Consider the following 22423-nt stretch of genomic DNA (forward strand, 5'->3'; position numbering starts at 1 on the left):
CAGATGGTGTGCCAGTCACGGAGGGCTCATGTGGTCAACGGTTCATCCACTAGCGCTCAAGGCCCCGTCGATGACGCTCCGCTGCATCTTCGTTCCGGCGCGCGTCGCGCTCATAGGAAGCGGCCACGTCGCGCATGATCGCCGCAGAGCGAGGTGAGTCATCCGATATCTGTGCCGCCGTCTCTTTGTACTGCTGTGCCAAGGCCAGTTCAGACTCCCCGCCGTCATCAAGGCCACGAGTCACGACGCCTCGACTGTTGACGATCGCAAGATAGAGACCACTGTCTAGGTCGTCGCTCTGCAGGTCCTCGATCAGGTCTCGTACGATCTCTCCTGGACGAACGCCGTCTGCATCGGCGGGTGCACTGGCCAGGATGTCGCCTAGATGTCTCATCCCGTGCTTCAGGCGCCCCGACGCCGAGAGCTTCGCACGAATCACGGATACCCACTCGCCCAGCTTCTCGGCGTGCAAGGTGTCGCCGACCAGCCCAGGAGGGCGATCCCATGCGTCGATAAGGCTGTGGGCGTTTGATGCCGTGCGACTGCGCACCGCTCGCTCTTCTTCTGACAGGTCGGGTTCGTGGTCCTTCGACGAACGGTAGATGAGGTCGATCATTTCGGCGAAGAAGTCGGGATCGGTCGAGAGTGACTTTGACAGCGCGGGGACGCGGGGCTCAAAGCCGAGGGCGCCGAGATACGCCCACTCGAGACCCGCGACGCGCGACAGACCGAGGTGCTCGACCTCGGCCTCCAGGTGCTTGAACGCCTCGGTGAAGTCGTAATCATGAAGACCTGTCGATTGGATCTGGTCCTGGTCGGTCAGCAGGGCATCGAGAATCTCCGCGATCAGCTCGGCATGAACGCCGCTGGCCAGACGGTCACGCCGGCCATAAACGCCGACGAACTGCAGCGCATGTCCGAACCGCTCTACGTCGATCAGTGCTCGCGCGACATGCTCGATGTGAGCGAAGTTTCCACCGAGCCCGGTGATCCCGAAGTTGCTCCAGTACGTGGCAGCGACCTTGAGGTCGACGGCTACCTCCCATGACCTTGGGAAGTCACGCGTCGATACCAGGAGTAGCCCCTTCTGGCGTCCAGATGCTTCTGCGTGGCGCCCAATGAAGTCATCGGCCCACTGCCAACCCGAGTCGAAGAAGCGACGCTGGAAGTAGGCCGTGGCGAAGTCGACCGAGGGTGGGTCTTCGAGTTCTAGTAGCGCCAGGACGTCGTCGTCGAACTGCTCACCGTTGGCGCCCAGTGCATGTCCGAGCGCGCCAGACAACTTCACAACATTCGCGAGTTCAGCAATGCTGGTGAAGTCGCTTTCGGTCAACATCTCGGCGGCTGCCTCAATGCGGCGCTGGGTCAGTGCCTTGTCGTATGCATCGAAGTCGTCGCGGCGACTGACGTCGCCTAGATATGGGTTCCAGCTGTCGAATAGGTAGGCCAAGCGGTCGACTGCGCAGGTTGGAGCGAGGTCGGTAGCAAGTACATCTAGCTCGACTAGTTCCTCCTCGGCGAGGGACCAGCGGGCATCAGGATAGCTCCGGTGCTTGCCAGTAAGGTCGATTAGGGAGCGCCAGATCGTCATCCTGTTCTCGGCATCGAACGCCCCGCTATCGATCAGACCGCGGAACGCGCCTCTGAATTTTAGGCGGCCATCGGGAGGTAGGTCTGAATAGTTCTCGAGCAGCGCCGTCCAAGCCTCGGCCCTCGGCCCTGCATCCTCGAGAAGCCGACTCAGCACCTCGATGACGAAATCGTGATACTCGGCGTGAGTGACGCGAACCGATGTCGGCTTCCAGTCGCGGTACTGCGGGCTCGCGGTGGGAAAGTGTATGCCGTGGGATTTCGGCAGAAGGCTGCGAAGAAGCGGCACGGCTGTACCTGGGTGGCGCTTACGCAGACCGTCCAGCGCTTTCAGCCGGCGTTCCTTAGAGACTGCGTTCCCGGGGTGCGGCGGCCAGAAGATGTCGCTAAGACTCTTGGCCGGGCGATTACTCATGCGTCCACCAGGATCAAGACGATCCAGACGAGCGAGTAGGTCAATGGCTTGGCCGAAATGTTCGTCGCTCCAGGCGAGCCGCTCCAACGCCCACAGTAGATACGTATGCGGCGACGTCGGCGAAAAGAGATCTGCGCCAACGTCGGCAAACATGGTCCGAAGCACTGATTGCTCGTCAGCGAGTGTCTTGGCGACCGCCTTCGTGACAACCGCGGGCGCCGCCTCGGTGAGCAACGGGAGCATCGGGGCGATTGACTGCCACCCATGTCCGGAATGGTCGGTTTGCACCGCATCCAGCAGTTCGCGTACGAGGTAGGACGCCCAGTCACTACCAGTGCTGGATTGCACACGAGCTTCACCTCCGTGCACACCGAGTAGGGCAAGGGTCCCGCTTAGCCCTGAAGACAGCAGGCTCGAGAACTGACGCCGCCGGCCATCGAAAGAGGCCTTCCACCAACGCTCTTCTGGCGGTAGGTCAAGGGCAGGGTCGACTTCGCCGATCACCGCGTCGACCACGGGCTTCAGACGAAGTAGGTCGTCCTCGGTGACCTGACCGCCGAGCAGCATCCACGCATCTACGGGCGACACCAAGTGCCACTCGTTAGCGATGTGTGTAAGGAACGGGTCGTCTCCTCGCGAAAGCTCAATGCATGCCGTCCTGAAGTTTTCGTAGGGCACGCCAGCGAGTTGTTCGGCCATCTGACGGTCCCCTTCGTTGCTGTCCGACCACGAGCCGAGGAGCAGGCTCGCTCGGATCGCCCGGTCGAGTGGTGCCTTGGCCCATACAGGCTGAACAAGTTCCGGCTTACGCGCTACGCGGCGTCGAAGAGCAGTGAGACTTCGACGTGCCAACCTGCCCAGTTCGCTTACGTCTTGACGGTCTGGATCGGCGGCCGTTAGAGCTTCCGTGACGATCTTGGCGTCAAGATCCTGCAGTTCGATGTCGGCGTGAACCGAGCTCGTTACGAGCGGGACGATGACCGCGTGCGGCGTGTCTGCCGGAACCTCCTCCGCGAATGAAGGATCGAGCGCGACCAGCACGAGAGGCGAGGTGCCTTCGAGCAGCCGACGCCACGTGGCGACGTCGTCAACAAACACTAACCGGGCCAGCAGACGACCGTTGCCGGCTGCATCTTCGGCGACGGCCGTGGCGGCAATGAAGGCGGAAACATCGTTGACTGAGGTACCCGAGATGGACACCAGGCCCAGGGCAGAGGCACGAGCGACAAGCTCACTTGCCTCCGCGCCCCGGCCGGCCTTAACAATCTCCGGCGTCATCGCAGGTGTCGTCTGGCCGCTCCAGGTCCTCCACCAGCTGCGACCTGTGCGGAGCCCATGAGGATTCAGGTGGAAGAACTCCTCCGACAACCACGCCCAGGTGACCGGCGCATTCTGTAGCCACATCTCAATGTCGTCGAGCCCAAAGGCACGAACGTCGCTCCAGACCTTGCCTTTGGCTTTGTCTTTCGCCCAAGCGTCGCGCTTGCTCCAAGTGCGCAAGATGGCCTCGACGTAGGCGGTGTCTTGCATTGGCGTGCCGTCAGGCGTCGCGACTCGCTTCGAGTAGTCCTCGTTGGCCTTCACGCCAGGGCTACTATTGACGGATAGTTCCCAGACCGAGTAGCCCTGCGGTACCCAGGCGTTGCCGTCGGTCGCACGGACCGATCCGTCCCAGCCACCGGCTGCGACACCGTCTCCGGCGGGCATGCCGAGCGACACGATGCCGGGCGTAGTCTCCAAAATTAGTTGACGGATGAGGCGCGGAAACTCGCCCTTAGAAACAAGTTGGTCGGCCCAAGATTTGAGTTGGGCGCGATCTACATACCCTGGCCGACTCATTCGAGCTCCTTTAGTTGCTACTACCACCTTACTTCGCCGCTGGACGGTCTGCCTCAGGCAGAGTTGTAGCAGGCGGCAGCCGGGTTGCCGGTCATCAATCCGGTTGGCGTTGCACTTACAGGATGGAAGTGCCGATCCACGCACTTTCCCAACGCAGGCTAACTCTGGACGCAGCCGTCCAGTGGAGGTGCCCGATTCCTCGACGACGCGCGTCATACGTCGCTCCTGACCCCTCGCCAACTGCGCAAACTCTTGAAGCACGATCGTGACGGTCACCCCGGGTTACGCCACGACGTCGGCCGTTCTTCTGTGGCTTGCGCCCAGTGCGCCGTCCCTGCGTCGTTGCGGACGAGGTGTGGAGCCGTCGTGCGACGAATCGACGAAGATTCGTAGGAGGGGCGGTCGAGCTGCCACTCCCGCCAGGACGCGACCGGGACGGCGCCGGCACGCTCGAGGCGTCGCCTGCGCCACCACACCAAAGGTCGCGCCCCGCGACGGTAGACGGTTGCAGCTGCGGCCGACGCGCAGGCGACTCCGTAGGTCTTTAGCACTCCTCGAACGAGTCGAGATAGGTCGCGAGGTGCGGCGGAGTCGAGGTGGTCCATGCCGGTGTCCAGGTCGCGGCACCCAATGACCTGGCAGGTGGAGCGCCAGCAGTAGGCGCGGTTCATCTCGCCGCCGTTCCGCCACGAGACCTCGGCAGACAGCACGCAACGAGGATGCCTCCTGGGGTTCACTCGTTTCGAGAATCGACGAAGCGAGTGGCGTCTCGCGCGGGCGCTCGGAGGGGTAGTTAAAGAGCGAACTACCGCCCGTCTGCCCTCAATCTGCCCTCACCAGGACGGCTAGAGATGCCAAACGAGCATAATTGACGCGCGTCGACGATGTACTGTTTGCGCAGGTCAGACCTGGTTTTCGGTCGGTTTTGAGAAGCGTCCGAAAGCGTCGTCAACGTTCCGCTTCAACGTGTAACGCCGCAGGTCAGGGCCAATTCATGGCTGGTCCAGGCGTAGGTCAGCAGCGGCGTCGTCGACTGGGCGTGCTCGAGCGCCCGCTGGACGTCCACACACATCGCAACCAGAGGCGATCAGACCTGACGCGTAGAAGCGACGCGGGTCGTGCAGCCGCACCCCCTCGACGCCCGAGAACACCACTCGTCGGCCAGGCCGAGGAAGACGTGGGCCTCGTGCTGGAGGTCAGGTACCCGCACCGTTGCCTGGTGGGTCACGAGGGGCGTCGGCCACGGCCTGGGGGAATTTGCAGGGTGGCCTCCTCACGACAGCGACGGGGTCGCTCCGCGAGGTTCGAGACATGAGGAACCGACGCACGTCACGTAGCACGCCGTCAGGCGGATACGCGGTCACCGACGTGTCGTCCCTCGGCACGGGTCGCCAGGCGAACGGGTTCGCCTCCGTCGGCGACCAGGGCCAGCCGCCCGCCGCTCACCACATCCACCCATCTCTCACCACTCACCACCGGAGGTTCCGATGAATCGTCTTCTCACCCATCCTGCGCTCGCGCTCGCTGTCGCCCTGTGTGCGTTCATGACTGCCCTCGGCGTGCCTGCCGAGGCGGCCCGCCTCCTGACCGGGGCCGACGTCAAGGACAACTCCCTCAGCGGCCGCGACGTGCGCGACAACAGCCTCACCGGCGCCGACGTGCGCGCCCGGTCGCTCTCGGCCGGCGTCCTGGCGCCTGGCGTCCTGGATGCACGCGCGCTCCCGCGCAAGCGGGTCGTGGCGACCGTCGGCGCCAACCGTGAGGACGCGCTCTGGACGGCGCCGGCCGCCGTCCTGTACCGCCGAGGCCCCCTCACCGTGTACGGGAAGTGCTCCACCGACAACTCGACCGGGCTCAGCTATGCGGAGACCTTCATCCGGACCACCGTGCCCGGTGTGGTGTTCACCTCCGCGAACCAAGACCTGTCCGGGGGCGGCGCCAGCAAGGACTTCCTCAACCCGGGCAGCGACCCCAGCGGCGACGGGCGCATCGAGAGGACCATCGCGGGCTTCGGCAACGGTAACTCCGACTCGCCCGGTGAAAGCGAGTTCGTCGCCTTCGCCCCGGGTGGAACCACCTTGCGCGGATGGACCGGCGCCGCCGTCAAGCGCGGCGACCTCGCCGGCGGCAACGGCGCCTACGGCGCAGGCGACGTGTGCCTGTTCACCGGGGCCGTGTTCAGCAGCTGAGCGTGAGGCCGCCCGTCGGGGCGGGCGGCCGACTGCCGTGCATCTTCCGCGTCGTTTCCGGTGACGAGGGCGCGTCCTCCTGCAACAGTGAGGCCGCACTCGAACCGTCGACGAGGAGGCCGAGGCGCGTGCCTGTCCCCGAGCACCGAGACGCAGAGCTCGCGACGCTGGACGCCGTGCTCGGGGCCGCCTCGGCAGGCAACGGCCGTGCCGCGCTGCTGACCGGGGACGCGGGCACGGGCAAGACGACCCTGCTCGACGCCGTGCGCGACCGGGCCGCCACCCACGGCTTGCGGGTCCTGCGCGCTCGCGGCTCGGAGCTCGATCGCCAGCACGCTTTCGGGACCGTGCAGTCGCTGTTGGAGCGAGCGGTGCGCGAGGCCGGCGACTCCGTCTGGGAGGGCAGCGCTGCGCTGGCGCGGCCGGTCTTCGACCCGGCACCGGCGGGTGTCGTCGAGGACGTGGACGGCGCAGCCTTCGCCCGGCGGCAGGGGCTCTACTGGCTGGTCGTCGGCCTGACGGAGGCGCTCGGGCCGTTGGCGCTGGTGGTGGACGACGCGCACTGGTCCGACGAGGCGAGCGTCGAGCTGCTCTTCCACCTCGCGTCGCGGCTCGAGGGGCTCCCGGTCGCCGTGGTCGTCGCGACCCGGCCGTTGGCCTCGGTGGTGCCCGACGCGGCGCTGCACGAGCTCGCGGCGGAGTCCACCGTGGTCCCGATCGGCCCATTGAGCGTGCCGGCGACCGCAGCACTGGTCGTCGAGGCGCTCGGCGAGGGATCCTTGGCGGAGGCCTGCCACGCGGCGACGGGTGGCAACCCGCTGTTGCTGCACGAGCTGCTGCTCGACCTCTCGCGCCGTGAGCGTCGACCGTCGGCGACGTCGATCGGCACGGTCGGGGTCCGCACGATCGGCCTCCGGGTGCAGCGCGAGCTGCAGCGGGCCTCCGCCGGCGCGGTGTCCGTCGCTCGAGCCGTCGCCGTGTTCGGCGACGACGTCGCGGTCGACGACGCGGTCGACCTCGCCGCGCTCGACCGCGACGAGGCCGATCGCGCGCTCGTCGCGTTGCAGGAGGCAGCGCTCATCACGGCGACGGCCGACGGCAGGCTGCGGTTCGTCCACCCCGTCGTGCGCAGCTCGGTGCACGACGCGATCGCAGTGCTCGAGCGGCGCGACCTGCACGCCTGGGCGGCACGCCGGTTGCACGACCGGCGGGCGCCCGCGGCGCGGGTGGCCACGCACCTCCTCGAGGCGGGCCGCGTCGAGGAGCCGTGGGCGGTCGGCGTCCTGCGCACGGCTGCGACGCAGGCGCTCGAGCTCGGCCAGCCCGCTGAGGCGGTCCGCTACCTGCGGCGCGCGCACGAGGAGTCCCGCGACGTCGATCCCGGCCTCCTCGCCTCGCTCGCGCGCGCCGAGGCGGCGGCGGGCGAGTCCGCCGCCCTCGACCACTTCGTCCTCGCCCTGGAGGCCCACGACGACCCCGAGGAGGAGCTGCGGCTGGCCCGTGACCACGCCGGAGCGCTGTCCATGGGTGCCCAGGCGGACGCGGCGTTCGCCAGCTTCGACCGGGTGCGCCAGCAGCTCGCCGATCGGCTTCCACCGGCGCAGCAGCTGGCTGCCCGCGCCGCTGCCCACGCCTTGGCGCTGTGGTCCCGCAGCCCCGAGGCGTCGAGGCTGCGCGAGGACCACCTGGCCCGGGTCGACACCGACCCCGGCTGGCTCGACCACGATCGCGACGCCGGTCGGCAGCTGGCCGCGGTGATCACCTACGAGCACGCCATCCGTGGGCGGCCGGCGGCCCCCGACCTGCTGGCCCGCGTCGCGGACGGGGAGTTCGGCGCCGACCTGGGCAGCTCGCCGTCATGGGGGTACGGCGTCTGGGCCTTGGTGATGGCCGACCGGCACGCCGACGCCCTGGCAGAGGTCGACCGCGTCGGCGCCTCGGCGCGGTCGACGGGCGCCGCGGTCGTCGGCGCGCTCACCGACTGCCTGCGGGCCCTGATCCACCTGCGGCGCGGCGAGCTCCTGGCCGCCGAGGCCGACGCGATGCAGTCGCTCGCGCTGGCGTCACTGCCGTCCTGGCGGCTGGGCCGGATCGCCTGCTCGGCGTTCCTGGCCGACACCCTGCTGGCTCAGGGACGCCACGACGACGCGCAGGCGGCGCTGGACGCCGTCCCGGCCGCCGACCTGGGCGGCGACTCCAACCTGGAGGACCTCTTCGTGGCCGCGCGGGCCCGGCTGTTGATCGCCGGCGGACGCCCAGCCGAGGCGCTGCCCGAGCTGGAGCGGCTCGGGTCGCGGCTGGAGGGGAGCGGTTGGCGCAGCCCGGCCTTCATCCCGTGGCGGTCGCTCGCCGCCACGGCGCACGCTGCGCTGGGGGACCCCGAGCGAGCGGCCGACCTCGTCGCCCACGACGTCTCCGCGGCGGAGGCCGCCGGCGCCCGCGGAGCGGCTGCGCACGCACGGCTCACGGCGGCGCTGGTCCGGACGCGGCTCGACGCCGACGAGCTCGCGGCGGTGGCCGAGCTCGCCTCGGCCGCCGGAGCCGGTCTGGTGGCCGCGGAGGCGCTCGTCGCCCGTGGGCGGGCGCTGCGGCTGGCCTCGCAGCCGTCCGCGGCGCGCGGGCCGTTGCGCGCCGGTCTGGCGCAGGCGCAGCGCTGCGGCGCGCGTGGGCTGGCCGCGACCGCCCTGGACGAGCTGGTGGCCTCGGGTGCTCGGCCGCGGCGGGTGCAGGTGGAGGGCACGGGGGCCCTCACCGCGTCGGAGGCCCGGATCGCCTCCCTGGCGGCCGAGGGCTCCACCAATCGCGAGATCGCCCAGCGCCTCTACGTCACCCAGAAGACCGTGGAGATGCACCTGCGCAACGCCTACCGCAAGCTCGACGTCGGGAGCCGGGCCCAGCTGCCGGGCGTGCTCGCCGCCTCCACGCGCTGAGCCGCGCAGGGCGGACCTCGGTGGCGTCGTCGGACGCGCCAGCACCCCCCTCGGTGTCACCGGGCCGCCGAGCTGGGGTGACTTCACGAACCAGGTCCCGAACCCCCGCGACGGCCGCCGGCCGGCGAGCTCGTCGACGTCCCGTCCTCAGCTCCAGGGCCGGATGGCGGACGGGGTCGCGTCGCGCTCGAGCCGCTCCTGGATCGCGGTGTGGGCACGGCTGTAGCAGTCGTCGTGGCCCAGGAGCGAGCCGAGGTTGGCGAACTCGAGGAGCGCGTTGATCTCGAAGGCCAGCTGCGCCGCCGAGACGTTGGGGGAGAGCTCGTCGAGCTGCTTGGCGTCGTCGACGGTGGTCTGGAGGAGCGCGAGCCACTCACGGTTCGCTGAGACCAGTGCGTCGCGGACCGCGCCGGGCCGCCCGCCGAACTCGTGGGTGGCCTTGGAGAAGAAGCACCCTCCGGGGAAGACGCGGTGCCGGGAGTAGTCGAGCCAGCACTCGCTCAGCCTCCACGTCCGGCCCAGCCCCGGGGGTACGAGCAGGGCGGGGGACACGACCTCGTCGGCGAAGATGCGCCGGGCCGCTCTGATCGTGGCCAGCTGCAGCTCCTCCTTCGCCCCGAAGTGGGCGAAGAGGCCGCTCTTGCTGATCGACAGGGCGTTGGCCAGCTGTCCGATCGACAGGCCGTCGAGGCCGTGGACCGAGGCGACCTCCACGGCCTTGCCCAGCACCGCGCGCCGCGTGTCCCCGCCCCGGCGAAGGCGTCCGTCGGCCTCGAGCAGCTCGTCCTGCACGCCTTCCTCCTCGGGATCGACCGGCGTGGCTCGCCGGGCAACCCGGCCTGGGCATCTTGACACACCAAAGTATTAGTACGATCGTTCGTTCTATGAATTCTCCGACGCCACTGGTCCGACGAGACGCAGACGCGGACCTCCGACCGAGGCCACCCGCCGGTCGCCCCAGCGGCTCGAGCGCTGCGGTGGGCGGTGCGCTGAACACGATCGGCCGGGTGTCGCCACGGCTCGCAGGACGGATCGCGTTCGAGCTGTGGCGCCGCCCGCTGGTCCGGGGTGACGTGCGACCGACGGAGCGTGCGGTGCACGAGGCGGCCCGCGTCGACTGGCTCGTGCACGACGGCCGGCGGGTGACGATCTACGAGTGGGGGGACGGCCGGCGCCCCGTGCTGCTGGTCCACGGCTGGCGTGCTCGTGCCTCGAGGTACGCCCGCCTGATCGCCGCGCTGCTCGACGCCGGCTACAGCCCGGTCTCCTACGACGCGCCGGGGCACGGCAGTACTCGCGGGACGGCCGGGACGATCCTGGACCACGAGGCGATCATGGTGGCCCTGGCGGCGCGCCACGGGCACTTCGAGGCGGTGGTGGCTCACTCGCTGGCGGTGCCGTTCGCGTTGTACACCGTGCGGCAGGGTCTGCCCGTCGGTCGTGTGGTCGCGGTGAGCGGTGTCGCGAGGTTCGCCTACCTCGTGGAGACGTTCTGCATCGGACTGGGCCTGCGGCCCGCGCTGGCTGCTGCGCTGCGGCGCACCATCGAGCGGCGCCTCTTCGCAGGCGACCCCGACATCTGGCGCCGGTTCTCCGCTGACGTGCCCGCGGACTGCGACGTGCTCCTCGTCCACGACCGGGGCGACAAGGTCGTCGACCCGGCACAGTCCGCGGTGATCAGGAGCGCCTACGGGCCGCGGGCGACGTACGTCGAGACAGACGGTCTCGGTCACGGCCGCATCCTGGATTCCGCGACCGTGATTGATGCGGTGGTCGAGTACGTCGGCAGCGGGCGTCGCGCCGATGGCTAGCGTGCTCGCACCACTGCGGCCCACCGTGGCGACGACGGGCGGGGGTGCGGTCGCGACCAGTGCGCCGGTCGGCGTGCTGACCGTCCGCCCGGCCTCGCCCGACGACCGCGACGGCATGGTCCAGCTCCTGGCGCGCTCGTCCGCGGACACCCTCTACCACCGGTTCCTGACGGGCGTCGGGCGAGCGCAGCTGCCGCGGCTGGCCGACCGCCTGCTCCGGGTGGCTCCCTCGACGCGACCGCTGCTCGCCCTGGTCGGGGAGGACGTCGTCGGCCACGGCGTGTGGGCGCTCGCTGCCCCCCACGGGGGCGGATTCTGCGCCGAGGTCGCGCTGCTGGTGCGGGACGACCACCAGCGCCGCGGCGTCGGCTCGGCGCTCCTCGGCGCTCTCCTGTCGGAGTGCGCCGCGATGGGGGTCGACTGCCTCCAGCTGACGACTGCCGCCGACAACCGTGCGGTGATCGCGATGCTGCGAGCCCGGGTGCTCGATCCACGTCCCAGCGAACGTGCCGGCACCGCCCTGACCTTTCACCTGCCGTTGCCCGGGAGGAGCTGACCGGGTGAGGGGAGCGACGTGGACCGGACCGCGCTGACGCCGTCCCGGCTCAACGCGGCGGGGAACCGCCGTCGGGTCCACCGGGACCACCGGCCGGCGGGGCACCGCCCGGACCGGCCCCGCCGGCGGCGGGCGCGGTCGCGGTGTCGATGCGGACGGGCAAGGTGACCCGGAAGCCGCCCTCGACGTCGCCCGTGACGGTGGCGAGCTGGCTAGCGCCGCCGTCGTCGCCGAAGACGTTGTCGGAGGCGAGGGTGAGGCTCGCCAGGTTCGCGACCGACTGCTCGTAGCCCGTGGTGGCGTAGACCGTGTCGCACACCGCCTTCGGGAGTGCGACCTGCGAGGTGGCGATGGCGTTGGCGGCGTCGTCGATGCCCGACTCGTCGGGGTAGACCTCGAAGTGGATGTGCGGCCACCGCCCGGTGTAGCAGGCCGGGAAGATGCTGGTGAAGCGGACGACGCCGTCGTCGTCGGCGACCTGCACCCCGCGCAGGTAGTTCTCGTCCTCGACGCCCTCGGAGTACATCGAGTAGCGGCCCTCGCGGTCGCAGTGCCACACGTAGACGGCAGCGCCGACGAAGGCGGAGCCGCCGTCGGCCAGGTCGCTGAGGGCGAGCTCGAGCGTCATCGGGACCCCGCCGGCGGTGCCGCTGCCCTCGCCGAAGCTCGACCGGATGTCGCTGCGCACGATGCCGGTCTCCTCGAGCACGTCGGGCCCGTTGGATCCGTCGCCGGGGTAGGGGCCGGCGGTCTCGTCCGGGATCTCACCCGTGCTGGTCGTGCCGGTGGCGGCGGCCTGCTCCCCGCCCGAGCTGGTGCCGCAGGCGACGAGCGCGACCCCGGCGGCGCCGACGCCGGCGCCGCGCAGCACCGAACGGCGGTTCAGCACCGTCTGCACGTCGAACCCCAGGCCCTGGTCCTCGAGGTCCTCGGCGGTGCGGGGGAGCACGCGGCCCCGCCAGCGTCGGGCGGCCCGACCGCCGTCGCCGGCGGTCCGGCCGGTCGGGGCGGGGCCGTGGTCCGGGTGGGCGGAGGCGTCTCGTCGTCGTGGCTGCATGTCCTCAGCCTGGCGGGCCCGGATGTGCCCGGACCCGGGGTCGCCTGTGCGTCTCCTGTGAGCCCGCAGCGGAGTCCAGGCCTGCTCACAGCGGGCGCACAGGCGGCGACGGCACCATGGGCGCATGCCCGTGGACGCCCCCCTCGCCCTGACCCGCGCCGACGGCTCGCCGGTGCGGGTGCTCGTCGTGGACGACGAGGTCAACATCGCCGAGCTGATCTCGATGGCGCTGCGCTACGAGGGATGGGCGGTCACCGCGGCGCACACCGGCTCCAGGGCCGTCGCCGCGGCCAGGGAGCTGCGGCCCGACGCCGTCGTGCTCGACATGATGCTCCCGGACCTCGACGGCATGGAGGTCCTGCGCCGGATGCGGTCGACCGACCCGACGGTGCCGGTGCTGTTCCTCACCGCCCGGGACGCCGTGGAGGACCGGATCGCCGGGCTCACCGCCGGCGGCGACGACTACGTGACCAAGCCGTTCTCCCTCGAGGAGGTGGTGGCCCGGCTGCGCGCGCTGATGCGCCGCTCCGGCGCGCAGCAGGCCGCGACGTCGTCCGTGCTCACCGTCGGTGACCTCACCCTCGACGAGGACAGCCACGAGGTGGCCCGCGCCGGCAGCGAGATCGTGCTGACCGCCACCGAGTTCGAGCTGCTGCGCTTCCTGATGCGCAACCCCCGGCGGGTGCTGAGCAAGGCCCAGATCCTCGACCGCGTCTGGAACTACGACTTCGGTGGCCAGGCCAACGTCGTCGAGCTCTACATCTCCTACCTGCGCAAGAAGGTCGACGCCGGACGCGTGCCGATGATCCACACCCTGCGTGGCGCGGGCTACGTGCTGAAGCCGGCGACCGGCGCGTGAGCCGCTTCGCCTCCCTCACCTCGAGGCTCGTCGTCACGGCGGTCCTGCTCGTCGCCGTGGTCTCGGTGCTGGTCGGTACGGCGACCACCCTCGTGATGCGCGACAACCTCACCGCCCAGCTCGACGACGAGATCGAGCAGTCGCTCGAGCGCGCCCGGTTCGCCCCCCGGGACCCGTTCTTCGGCAGCGGCATCGACGACCCCGAGGGACCGGGCGGCGCCGACCGCGGGCCGGGCGACGGGGTCCGCGGGCAACGGGTCGGCACGGTGACCGCGCGGTTCTACGACGACTACGAGGGCGGGGTCGGTGAGGTGCTGGTCGACGTCGACCGGGGCGAGGCCGAGCCGGTCGCGGTCGAGGCCGACGTGCTCGCCGTCCTCGACGCGGTGCCGGAGGACGACGAGGTGCACCCGGTCGACCTGCCGGGGCTCGGTGCCTACCGCGTGCTCGCCGAGGACGACACCGCGGTCGGACTCCCGTCCGACGACGTGGACGCCTCCGTCGGATCGCTCGTGCGGCTCGAGGTGCTGCTCGGCCTGCTCGCGGTGCTGGTCGCCGCGGTCGCCGGGCGGGCCGTCGTACGCCGCCAGCTGCGGCCGCTGCGAGAGGTGGCGGAGACCGCGCACACCGTGGCCGCGCTGCCGCTGTCGTCGGGCGCGATCGGGGTGACCGAACGGGTGCCGGACCACCTCACCGACGAGCGCACCGAGGTGGGCCAGGTGGGTGCCGCCCTCAACACCCTGCTCGCCCACGTCGAGACGTCCCTCGACGCCCGGCACGCCAGCGAGCAGCGGGTGCGCCAGTTCGTCGCCGACGCCTCCCACGAGCTGCGCACCCCTCTCACCACCATCGCCGGCTACACCGAGCTGGCCCGCCGGCGTCCCGGCGACGTCGCCACGGCCGCCACCGCGCTGACCAAGGTCGCCGACGAGTCCGAGCGGATGACCTCGTTGGTCGAGGACCTGCTGCTCCTGGCCCGCCTCGACTCCGGTCGCGCGCTCGAGAGCGCGCCGGTCGACCTCACCCGGCTGCTGCTCGAGGCCGTCTCCGACGCCCGGGTCGTCGCCCCCGACCACCGGTGGCGCCTCGACCTCCCGCCCTCGGTCGTCGAGGTCACCGGGGACGAGCGCCGGCTGCACCAGGTCGTCACCAACCTGCTCACCAACGCGCGCAAGCACACCCCGCCCGGCACGACCGTGACCGTCACCGCCCGGCCCGACGGGTTCGCCGTCCACGACGACGGTGGCGGCTTCGCACCCGAGCTGCTCCCGCACGCGTTCGAGCGGTTCGCCCGCGGCGACACCGGCCGACAGCGCGAGGGTGGCGTCGGCCTCGGCCTGGCGCTCGTCGAGGCGATCGTCGGAAGCCACGGGGGCACGGTCACCCTCGCCAGCGAGCCCGGCAGCACCCGGATCGACGTCACGCTGCCGCGGTCACCAGCGGCACCCGGCCCCGCGCCGTAGCACCCAGAGTTCCGCCACCCGACGGCGGGCGACCACTCCTGGAGTCAGGTCGCGGGCCCCGCGGCTGGCACGATGCCGCCATGTCGTGGGGGAGCAGACGAGCTGGCCGTCCGACCACGTCCCCCGCGACTCCCGTGACCGACCCGGCGGGGAGCCGTGACGTGATCCCGCTTCGGGAGGCGACCTGGGCCTGGTTCCTGATCTCGTTGCAGACCTTCGGCGGGCCCGCCGGGCAGATCGCGGTCATGCAGCGCACCCTGGTCGACGAGAACCGGTGGATCGGCCAGCAGCGGTTCCTGTTCGCGCTGTCCTACTGCACCCTGCTGCCCGGCCCCGAGGCCCAGCAGCTCGCGACGTACGTCGGCTGGCTCCTCAACGGCGTCAAGGGCGCGCTGGTCGCGGGCGTGCTGTTCATCCTGCCCGGGGTCGTCGCGCTGCTCGCGCTGTCCGCGATCTACGTCGGCTACGGCGACACCACGGTCGTGGAGTCGCTGTTCCTCGGTCTGGCGCCGGCCGTCATCGCGATCGTCGCGCAGGCGGTGGTCCGGGTCGGCGGCAAGGGGCTCTCGCACCCCTCGCTCGTCGTCCTGGCCGCCGCCTCGTTCGTCGCCCTGACGGTCTTCGCCGTCCCGTTCCCCGCCGTGGTGGCCGCCGGCGCGCTGGTCGGCTGGCTCCTCGGCCGACGCATCCCGGGCCTGGCCAAGCCCAAGAAGGCCACGGCCGACGACGGTCCCGCGCCGCTGATCAGCGACGACGCCCTGCACGCCGAGCGCCCGTCGGGCCGGCGCGCCCTCACCGTCCTGGTGGTCGGGCTGTCGCTGTGGGCCGTGCCGGTCGCGGCCGCCGCCGTGGTCTTCGGCCGGACCAGCATCTACGTCGACCAGGGGCTGTTCTTCTCCGGCGCGGCCGTGGTCACCTTCGGCGGGGCCTACGCCGTCCTGGCCTACGTCGCCCAGCAGGCCGTGAACACCTACGCGTGGCTGGCGCCCGGCGAGATGGTCCGCGGGCTCGCCCTCGCCGAGTCCACGCCCGGACCGCTGATCATGGTCGTCCAGTTCGTCGCGTTCGTGGGCGCCTACCGCGACCCCGGCTCGCTCGACCCGTGGCTCGCGGCGGTGCTCGCGGCGCTGCTGACCACCTGGGTCACGTTCGTGCCCTGCTTCCTCTTCATCCTGCTCGGCGCCCCGTACGTCGAGCGCCTGCGCGGCAACCAGGCCCTCTCCACCGCCCTGACCGGGATCACCGCCGCCGTGGTCGGGGTCATCGCCAGCCTGGCGGTGTTCTTCACGATCCACACGCTGTTCGACGACACCACGCGCCTCACCCCCGGCCCTGTCGACCTCGAGGTGCCGCTGCTCGACACGGTCCAGTGGACGCCGCTCGCGATCACCGCGCTCGGCCTGCTGCTGATCTTCCGGCTCGGCTGGAGCCCGCTGCGCACCCTGGGGGTCTGTGCGCTGGTCGGCGTCGTCGTGGGGCTCGCGGTCGGCGTCTGAACCGGGCGCGACCTCCGGGTGCGGCCGCCGTCATGCGGATGGGCGCCTCCCCCGGCACGCCCCGGCCAGCCGTCCACCCGGCTTGCTCGTGTAACTTGACCAGTTCGCCCGACAAGTAGGCGGTGCGGGGTTCCGCCCCGATCGGGTACCGACGTCGACGGGGGTGGACCGGTGGGAGCAGGGACGAGGTCGCTCGTGGCGCGCAGCGCGCTGCTGGCGGCGATCGCGGTGGCGATCCTGGCGGGACTCGCGGCCGCGTACCCGGGTCCGGCCGCAGCGGCAGCGAGTGGGGGCGACGGCGACCGACCCGTGCTGCGGGTCGGCACCGAGGGCACCTACCCGCCGTTCTCCTACGAGGACGGCGGCGAGCTGACCGGCTACGACATCGACGTCATGGAGGCCGTGGCCGACGAGGCCGGCTTCGACGTCGAGTTCGTGCAGGGCGGGTTCGACTCGCTGTTCCCGGCCCTCGACGCCGGACGCATCGACGTCATCGCCAACCAGATCAGCATCAACCCCGAGCGCGAGGCCCGCTACCTCTTCACTCGCCCCTACACGTACTCCCGCGGCGTCATCGTCACCTCGACGGACACCGACGACATCACGACGCTCGAGGACCTCCGGGGCAGGACGGCGGCGCAGTCGGAGACCAGCAACTGGGCCCAGGTGGCGCGCGACGCCGGCGCCGAGGTGGAGTCGGTCGACGGGCTGCCGCAGGCGGCCGAGCTGCTCGAGCAGGGCCGCGTCGACGTGATCGTCAACGACAACATCGCGGTGCTCGACTACCTCGCCTCCCGGGACGACGCCGGGATCAAGATCGTCGGCGAGGTCGACGACGAGGTCAGCCGGCAGGCCCTCGTCTTCCGCCAGGACGACCAGGACCTGCGCGACCAGGCCGACCAGGCCCTCCAACGCCTCGCCGCCGACGGCACGCTCGCCGAGATCTCCGAGGACTACTTCAAGGCCGACGTGTCGGTCGAGGGCGGCGGTGAGGTCGATCCCGAGGGGTCCAGCAAGGACACCACGACCTGGGACGCGCTCCGCGAGGCCGCCGGACCGATGCTGGGCGGCTTCATCAAGGGCACGATCCCGCTCACGATCGTCAGCTTCGTCGTGGGCCTGGTCATCGCCCTGCTCGCTGCGCTCGCCCGGATGTCGTCCTCGCGCCTGCTGCGGTGGCCCGCGCGCTTCTACATCTCGCTGATCCGCGGTACGCCGCTGCTCGTCCAGCTGTTCGTCGTCTTCTACGGCCTGCCGCAGATCGGGATCAAGCTGCCGGGCTTCACCGCCGCGTGCCTGGCGCTGAGCCTCAACGTCGGCGGGTACGCCGCCGAGATCATCCGCAGCTCGATCCTGGCGGTGCCGCGGGGACAGTTCGAGGCCGCCACCACGATCGGCATGGGCTACCGCCGGTCGATGCGACGCATCGTGCTGCCGCAGGCCTCGCGGATCGCCGTGCCGCCGCTGTCCAACACGCTGCTCTCGCTGGTCAAGGACACGTCACTCGCCTCGGTCGTGCTGGTGACCGAGGGGTTCCGCGAGGCGCAGAAGGTGGCCCAGAACACCGGTGAGTTCCTGCCCCTGTACGTGCTGGCGGCGGCGTACTTCTGGGTCGTCTGCTTCGTGATCTCGATCGGCCAGGACAAGCTGGAGAAGAAGCTGGGGAGGTACGCCACGTGAGCGCCGAGCACCTGATCGACGTCGAGGGGCTGCGCAAGTCCTTCGACGGGACGCCCGTGCTGCGCGACGTCGGTTTCACCGCCGCGTCCGGCACCTGCACCGTCCTGCTCGGGCCGTCCGGCTCGGGCAAGACGACCGTGCTGCGCTCGCTGAACGTCCTGGAGACGCCGGACGCCGGTCGGGTGCGCATCGGCGACGCCGCGGTCGACTTCGGCGTCCCCCCGCGCGACCGCGGGGCGAGGCGCCAGGAGGTCCGTGCGCTCCGGGCCCGCAGCGGGATGGTCTTCCAGGCCCACCACCTCTTCCCGCACATGACCGTCCTCGGCAACCTCGTCGAGGGGCCCGTGCAGGTGCAGGGCCGTCCCCGCGAGGAGGCCGAGGCCGACGCGCGGGCGCTGCTGGAGCAGGTCGGCCTGGCCGGGCGGGAGACGGCGTACCCCGCCGACCTGTCGGGCGGCCAGCAGCAGCGCGTGGGCATCGCCCGCGCGCTGGCGCTGCAACCCGAGGTGGTGCTGCTCGACGAGCCCACCTCGGCGCTCGACCCCGAGCTGGTCGGCGAGGTGCTCGCCGTGATCCGCGACCTGTCCGACCAGGGCTGGACGATGGTGGTCGTCACCCACGAGGTCCGCTTCGCCCGCGACTGCGCGCAGCAGGTGCTCTTCCTCGACGACGGCGTCGTCGCCGAGCGCGGCGGTCCCGAGGTGCTCGTCGACCCGCAGGAGGAGCGCACCCGCCAGTTCCTGACCCGGGTGCTGCAGGCCGGCTAGGGCGGGCCCCGCGGTCGGGAATGCCGGGCGCGCCGCGGCGTTGAAGGGGCATGACCGCCTACGAGCTCTACCACCGGGCCAGCCGCCAGTTCGAGCTCCGGGACTACCTCGGGGCCGCCAAGACGCTGGAGCGGCTGCTGACCGACCTCGCCGGCGAGGCCGACGACACCGGGCACGGGCTGACGCACGTCCGGCTGCTGCTGGCCCGCGCCTACTACCACTCGGCCCAGCTGGGCCGGGCCGAGACGGCCGCGCGCGCGGTGCTCGCCGAGTCGCCTACCGACGCCTACGCCGCGCTCCTCCTGGGCCGCACCCTCGAGCGCGGATCGCGTCGCGACGAGGCCGCCGAGGCGCTGCGCCTGGCCGCCGCGCTCGGCGCGCCCGGCACGTCGTACGACGCCGCCTGACATGAGAGCTTTCTCATCGCCGTGACCTTCGGTCCACCCCTCGACCCGACTACTCTGGAGGTCGAGGGGAGTACCTCGTCACTCTTCCCCGGTCAGTACGGAACCGCCATCGGTTCCCCGGGTGGAGGCCGTCGGTCCACGGCGGTGAGGGAGACCTCAAGCCGTCTCGCTTGAGGAGATCTCACGTGTCCCTGCCCACCATCCCGACGTCGCCGCTGGCGATCGAGAGCATCGGTACGCCGACCCTCTGGGCCGTCACCATCGGCGGCGTCCTGCTCCTGCTCGTCGTCGACTTCATCGCCACCCGCAAGCCGCACGAGGTCTCGATGAAGGAGGCCGGCCTGTGGTCGGCGTTCTACATCGCGCTGCCGCTGGCGTTCGGCGTCTACGTCCTCTCCGCCCACGGCACCGAGAACGGCGTCAACTACTACACCGGCTACATCGTCGAGAAGAGCCTCAGCGTCGACAACCTCTTCGTCTTCATGCTGCTGCTCTCGGCGTTCGCGGTGCCCAAGGCCCTGCAGCAACGGGTGCTGCTGTTCGGCATCATCGGCGCCCTGGTGCTGCGCGGCATCTTCATCGCCCTCGGTGCCGCCGCGCTGTCGGCGTTCAACTTCGTGTTCCTGATCTTCGGCGCGATCCTGCTGCTCACCGGCGCCAAGCTGCTCAAGGACGCCCTCAGCGGCGAGGCCGAGGAGGAGCCCGACCCCAACGACATGCGGGTCGTGAAGGTCCTGCGCCGCTTCTGGCCCGTGACCGAGGACTACCAGGGCACCAAGATGACGGTCCGCCAGGCCGGCAAGCGCGCGCTCACCCCGCTGGCGCTCGTCACGGTCGCGGTGTTCATGACCGACATCGTCTTCGCCGTCGACTCGGTGCCCGCGGTCTACGGCATCACCGAGGACCCCTACCTGGTCTTCGCGACCAACGCCTTCGCGCTGCTCGGCCTGCGCGCCCTCTACTTCGTGATCCAGGGCCTGCTCGCCAAGCTGGTGCACCTGTCCTACGGCCTGTCGATCATCCTGGGCTTCATCGGCGTCAAGCTGGTGCTGCACTGGGGCCACCTGAACTGGAAGAGCGTGCCCGAGATCGGCAACCTCCTCTCGCTCGGCGTCGTGGTCGGCGTCCTGGTGGTCACCACGATCACCAGCCTGGTCGCCGTACGCCGCCAGGAGGAGCGCGACGCGGCCGACGAGACCCGCGACTCCGACCTCAAGGTCTGACCCCGCTGACGGTGGTCGAGCCGCAGGGACGAAGTCGCTGTGAGTCGAGACCCCGCAGGGTGCGTAACTCGCCGGGTCTCGACTCGGGCTCGCTGGCGCTCGCCCGGCTCGACCAGCGTCGGTGACCGGTTACAGCCCGGGGACCGGCGAGGCCGGTCGGGTGGGGCGGGTGGCGGGGGCGCGACCGGCCAGGGCGGCCTCGATCGCCGGGCGCAGGTCGGCCGGCCGCAACGGCCGGTCGACCACGACCACCGGCGCCGGGCCGGCGTACGCCGTCGCGCGGTCCGGGTCGGCGACCACGACGTCGTGGGGCCGGCCCGGCCCGTCGACGAGGGCGTAGCCGAGGTGCTCGACGACGCCCTCGGCGATCATCTGGTTGACCTCGCCGTCCTCGAGGACGAGCACGCGGGGCGGCTGGTACTGCTCGGTGCGGCCGAGGTCGAGCTCGAACCAGAACCGGCTGCCCCGGCCCGGCTCGCTGTCGGCGCGCAGGGCGCCCCCCATCGCGGTGACCAGCTGGTTGCTGATCGAGAGCCCGAGGCCGGTGCCGCCGAACTCGCGGGTCGTGGAGGCGTCGGCCTGCGAGAACGGCTCGAACACGCGGCGCAGGTCTTCCGGCGCGATGCCGATCCCCTCGTCGCGGACCTCGAAGAGCACGCGCACGGTGTCGTCGCCCTCGGCCACGGTGCGGGCGGTGAGCACGACCTCGCCCTGGAGCGTGAACTTGACGGCGTTGGCGGCCAGGTTGATGAGCACCTGGCGCAGGTGGGCCACGTCGCCGAGCACCGTCGGCACGTCGCAGACGACCCGGGTGCGGACGTCGCCGTGGCTGGCCGGCCCGACCACGAGCGCGGCCACCTCGCGGAGGAGGCGGCCGACGTCGAGCTCGGTGTGCTCGATGTCGACGCGGCCGGCCTCGATCTTGGAGAAGTCGAGGAGGTCGTTGATGATCGCCATCAGCGCCTGTCCCGTCTGCTCGACGCCCTCGGCGTAGCGCCGCTGTCGGTCGTCGAGGTCGCTGGCGAGCAGCAGCGAGGTGAGGCCGAGGACGCCGTTCATGGGGGTCCGGATCTCGTGGCTCATGGTGGCCAGGAACTCCGACTTGGCCCGGGAGGCCTCCACCGCGACCTCGCGGGCGCGCGCCTCGGACCGCAGGATCCGCACGGACCGCACCACGGCCAGGGCGAAGAGGGCGGCCGTCGACGCCAGGATCACCGGCACGAAGGCGTCCTGGCCGAAAGCGGGCTCGACGGCGAGCAGCACCACCGGTGCCACCAGCGGCAGGATCGCCACCAGCACGCGGGCCACGAACCACTGGCGCTCGGGCCGCTCGCGGCCGGGCCGGTCGGCCGAGGGCCAGGCGGCCTGCGCCATCAGGACGCACCCGAGCATCCAGCCCAGGTTGAGCAGCGGGTCGTCGGCGTCCGGGATGACCTCGAACAGGTACAGGAGGTCGGAGATCAGCCAGGTCCCCAGGCCCCCGACCAGCCACGTCCCGCCCCACAGGCGCCGGTTCGAGCCGACGGAGACGCGGACCAGCAGGCCGAGGGCGACGGCGTCCAGCACCGGGTACGCCGTGATCACCACCTGGCCCAGGAGCTGGGGGTCGTCGATGCCGATCAGGTGCACCTGCAGGTGGACCAGCACCAGCGCCGAGACCACGACCACCGTGACCGCGTCGACGAGGGCGTCGACGTCGAGGCGGCGGTCGCGCCCCCGGGCCGCCGCCTGGAACAGGGCGGCAGCGATGAAGAGGGTCGAGGCCAGGTAGAAGACGTCGGCGGGGGAGGCGGTCGGGATCTCGCGACGCAACGAGTCCCAGGTGTAGACGGCGTCGCCGAGGGCGTTCATCGTCAGCCCGGTCGCGAGCAGGACGGCGAACACGCGTCCGGCGCCCCGCTGCCGTCGGGCGCCCGCGGCGGCCAGGAGGGCCGCGGCCCCGTTGACCGCGAGCACCACCGCGCTCGTCCCGTCGCCACCGAGGTCGTCCCAGGTGACCACCGCGGCGAGGGCCACCACGGTCAGGGCGACACCGGCCCAGAGCGGGACCAGGCTGCGTGCCGCTCGGAGGTCGGCGGCACCGGCGACGGGGGCGGTGGCGGACACGTTCACTTCCAGGAGTGGGGGGTTCCTGCCAGTGT

General features: G+C 71.0%; 15 protein-coding genes. 11 read left to right on the top strand and 4 right to left on the bottom strand.

Going from position 1 to position 22423, the window contains the following annotated elements; genetic code table 11:
• Positions 1-49 precede the first annotated feature (49 nt).
• A complete protein-coding gene (locus AC4MBH_RS09250; RefSeq protein ID WP_491794559.1) occupies positions 50-3724 on the bottom strand; it encodes a hypothetical protein in 3675 nt (1224 codons plus the stop codon).
• Between the two features lie 1664 nt (positions 3725-5388).
• Between AC4MBH_RS09250 and AC4MBH_RS09255 the strand changes: the two genes are divergently transcribed.
• Both AC4MBH_RS09255 and AC4MBH_RS09260 read left to right on the top strand, forming a co-directional pair.
• The gene (locus tag AC4MBH_RS09255; RefSeq protein ID WP_491794560.1) at positions 5389-6033 is read left to right on the top strand and encodes a hypothetical protein; all 645 of its coding nucleotides are present in this window, start codon (positions 5389-5391) and stop codon (positions 6031-6033) included.
• Between the two features lie 128 nt (positions 6034-6161).
• The gene (locus AC4MBH_RS09260; protein ID WP_491794561.1) at positions 6162-8963 is read left to right on the top strand and encodes a helix-turn-helix transcriptional regulator; all 2802 of its coding nucleotides are present in this window, start codon (positions 6162-6164) and stop codon (positions 8961-8963) included.
• A gap of 147 nt (positions 8964-9110) precedes the next feature.
• Here the strand turns inward: AC4MBH_RS09260 and AC4MBH_RS09265 are convergent, their stop codons facing one another.
• Positions 9111-9755, bottom strand: coding sequence for a TetR/AcrR family transcriptional regulator (locus tag AC4MBH_RS09265; RefSeq protein ID WP_491794562.1), 645 nt, complete (start codon positions 9753-9755; stop codon positions 9111-9113).
• A gap of 215 nt (positions 9756-9970) precedes the next feature.
• On the opposite strand from AC4MBH_RS09265, the gene AC4MBH_RS09270 reads away from it, so the two are divergent.
• Entirely contained in the window at positions 9971-10774 is an 804-nt protein-coding gene (locus tag AC4MBH_RS09270) for an alpha/beta hydrolase (protein WP_491794563.1), read from the top strand.
• A 1-nt stretch (position 10775) separates the two neighbouring features.
• Positions 10776-11330, top strand: coding sequence for a GNAT family N-acetyltransferase (locus AC4MBH_RS09275; RefSeq protein ID WP_491794564.1), 555 nt, complete (start codon positions 10776-10778; stop codon positions 11328-11330).
• Between the two features lie 49 nt (positions 11331-11379).
• Here the strand turns inward: AC4MBH_RS09275 and AC4MBH_RS09280 are convergent, their stop codons facing one another.
• Positions 11380-12387 (bottom strand): intradiol ring-cleavage dioxygenase, encoded by a 1008-nt coding sequence (locus AC4MBH_RS09280; protein WP_491794565.1) that lies wholly within the window; start codon positions 12385-12387, stop codon positions 11380-11382.
• A 124-nt stretch (positions 12388-12511) separates the two neighbouring features.
• Between AC4MBH_RS09280 and AC4MBH_RS09285 the strand changes: the two genes are divergently transcribed.
• The 7 genes from AC4MBH_RS09285 to AC4MBH_RS09315 all read left to right on the top strand — a co-directional run bounded on the left by AC4MBH_RS09285 (position 12512) and on the right by AC4MBH_RS09315 (position 20282).
• Positions 12512-13246: a response regulator transcription factor gene (locus AC4MBH_RS09285; protein WP_491794566.1), complete on the top strand. Its 735-nt coding sequence runs from the start codon at positions 12512-12514 to the stop codon at positions 13244-13246.
• A complete protein-coding gene (locus tag AC4MBH_RS09290; RefSeq protein WP_491794567.1) occupies positions 13243-14709 on the top strand; it encodes a sensor histidine kinase in 1467 nt (488 codons plus the stop codon). The genes AC4MBH_RS09285 and AC4MBH_RS09290 overlap by 4 nt, the downstream gene beginning before the upstream one ends.
• A gap of 161 nt (positions 14710-14870) precedes the next feature.
• Positions 14871-16205, top strand: coding sequence for a chromate efflux transporter (chrA, locus tag AC4MBH_RS09295; RefSeq protein ID WP_491794568.1), 1335 nt, complete (start codon positions 14871-14873; stop codon positions 16203-16205).
• 195 nt (positions 16206-16400) lie between these two features.
• Positions 16401-17885 (top strand): ABC transporter substrate-binding protein/permease, encoded by a 1485-nt coding sequence (locus tag AC4MBH_RS09300; RefSeq protein WP_491794569.1) that lies wholly within the window; start codon positions 16401-16403, stop codon positions 17883-17885.
• Positions 17882-18652, top strand: a complete 771-nt coding sequence (locus tag AC4MBH_RS09305; RefSeq protein ID WP_491794570.1) for an amino acid ABC transporter ATP-binding protein — start codon at positions 17882-17884, stop codon at positions 18650-18652. Before AC4MBH_RS09300 ends, AC4MBH_RS09305 begins: the two co-directional genes overlap by 4 nt.
• A gap of 50 nt (positions 18653-18702) precedes the next feature.
• Positions 18703-19059, top strand: coding sequence for a tetratricopeptide repeat protein (locus tag AC4MBH_RS09310; protein ID WP_491794571.1), 357 nt, complete (start codon positions 18703-18705; stop codon positions 19057-19059).
• A 185-nt stretch (positions 19060-19244) separates the two neighbouring features.
• Complete coding sequence (locus tag AC4MBH_RS09315; RefSeq protein WP_491794572.1) at positions 19245-20282, top strand: TerC/Alx family metal homeostasis membrane protein; 1038 nt, start codon at positions 19245-19247, stop codon at positions 20280-20282.
• Positions 20283-20411: 129 nt separating this feature from the next.
• On the opposite strand, the gene AC4MBH_RS09320 is transcribed toward AC4MBH_RS09315, so the two are convergent.
• Positions 20412-22388, bottom strand: a complete 1977-nt coding sequence (locus AC4MBH_RS09320) for a sensor histidine kinase (RefSeq protein ID WP_491794573.1) — start codon at positions 22386-22388, stop codon at positions 20412-20414.
• Between the last annotated feature and the right edge of the window lie 35 nt (positions 22389-22423).

It is taken from the genome of Nocardioides sp. WJ219, from assembly GCF_058559815.1.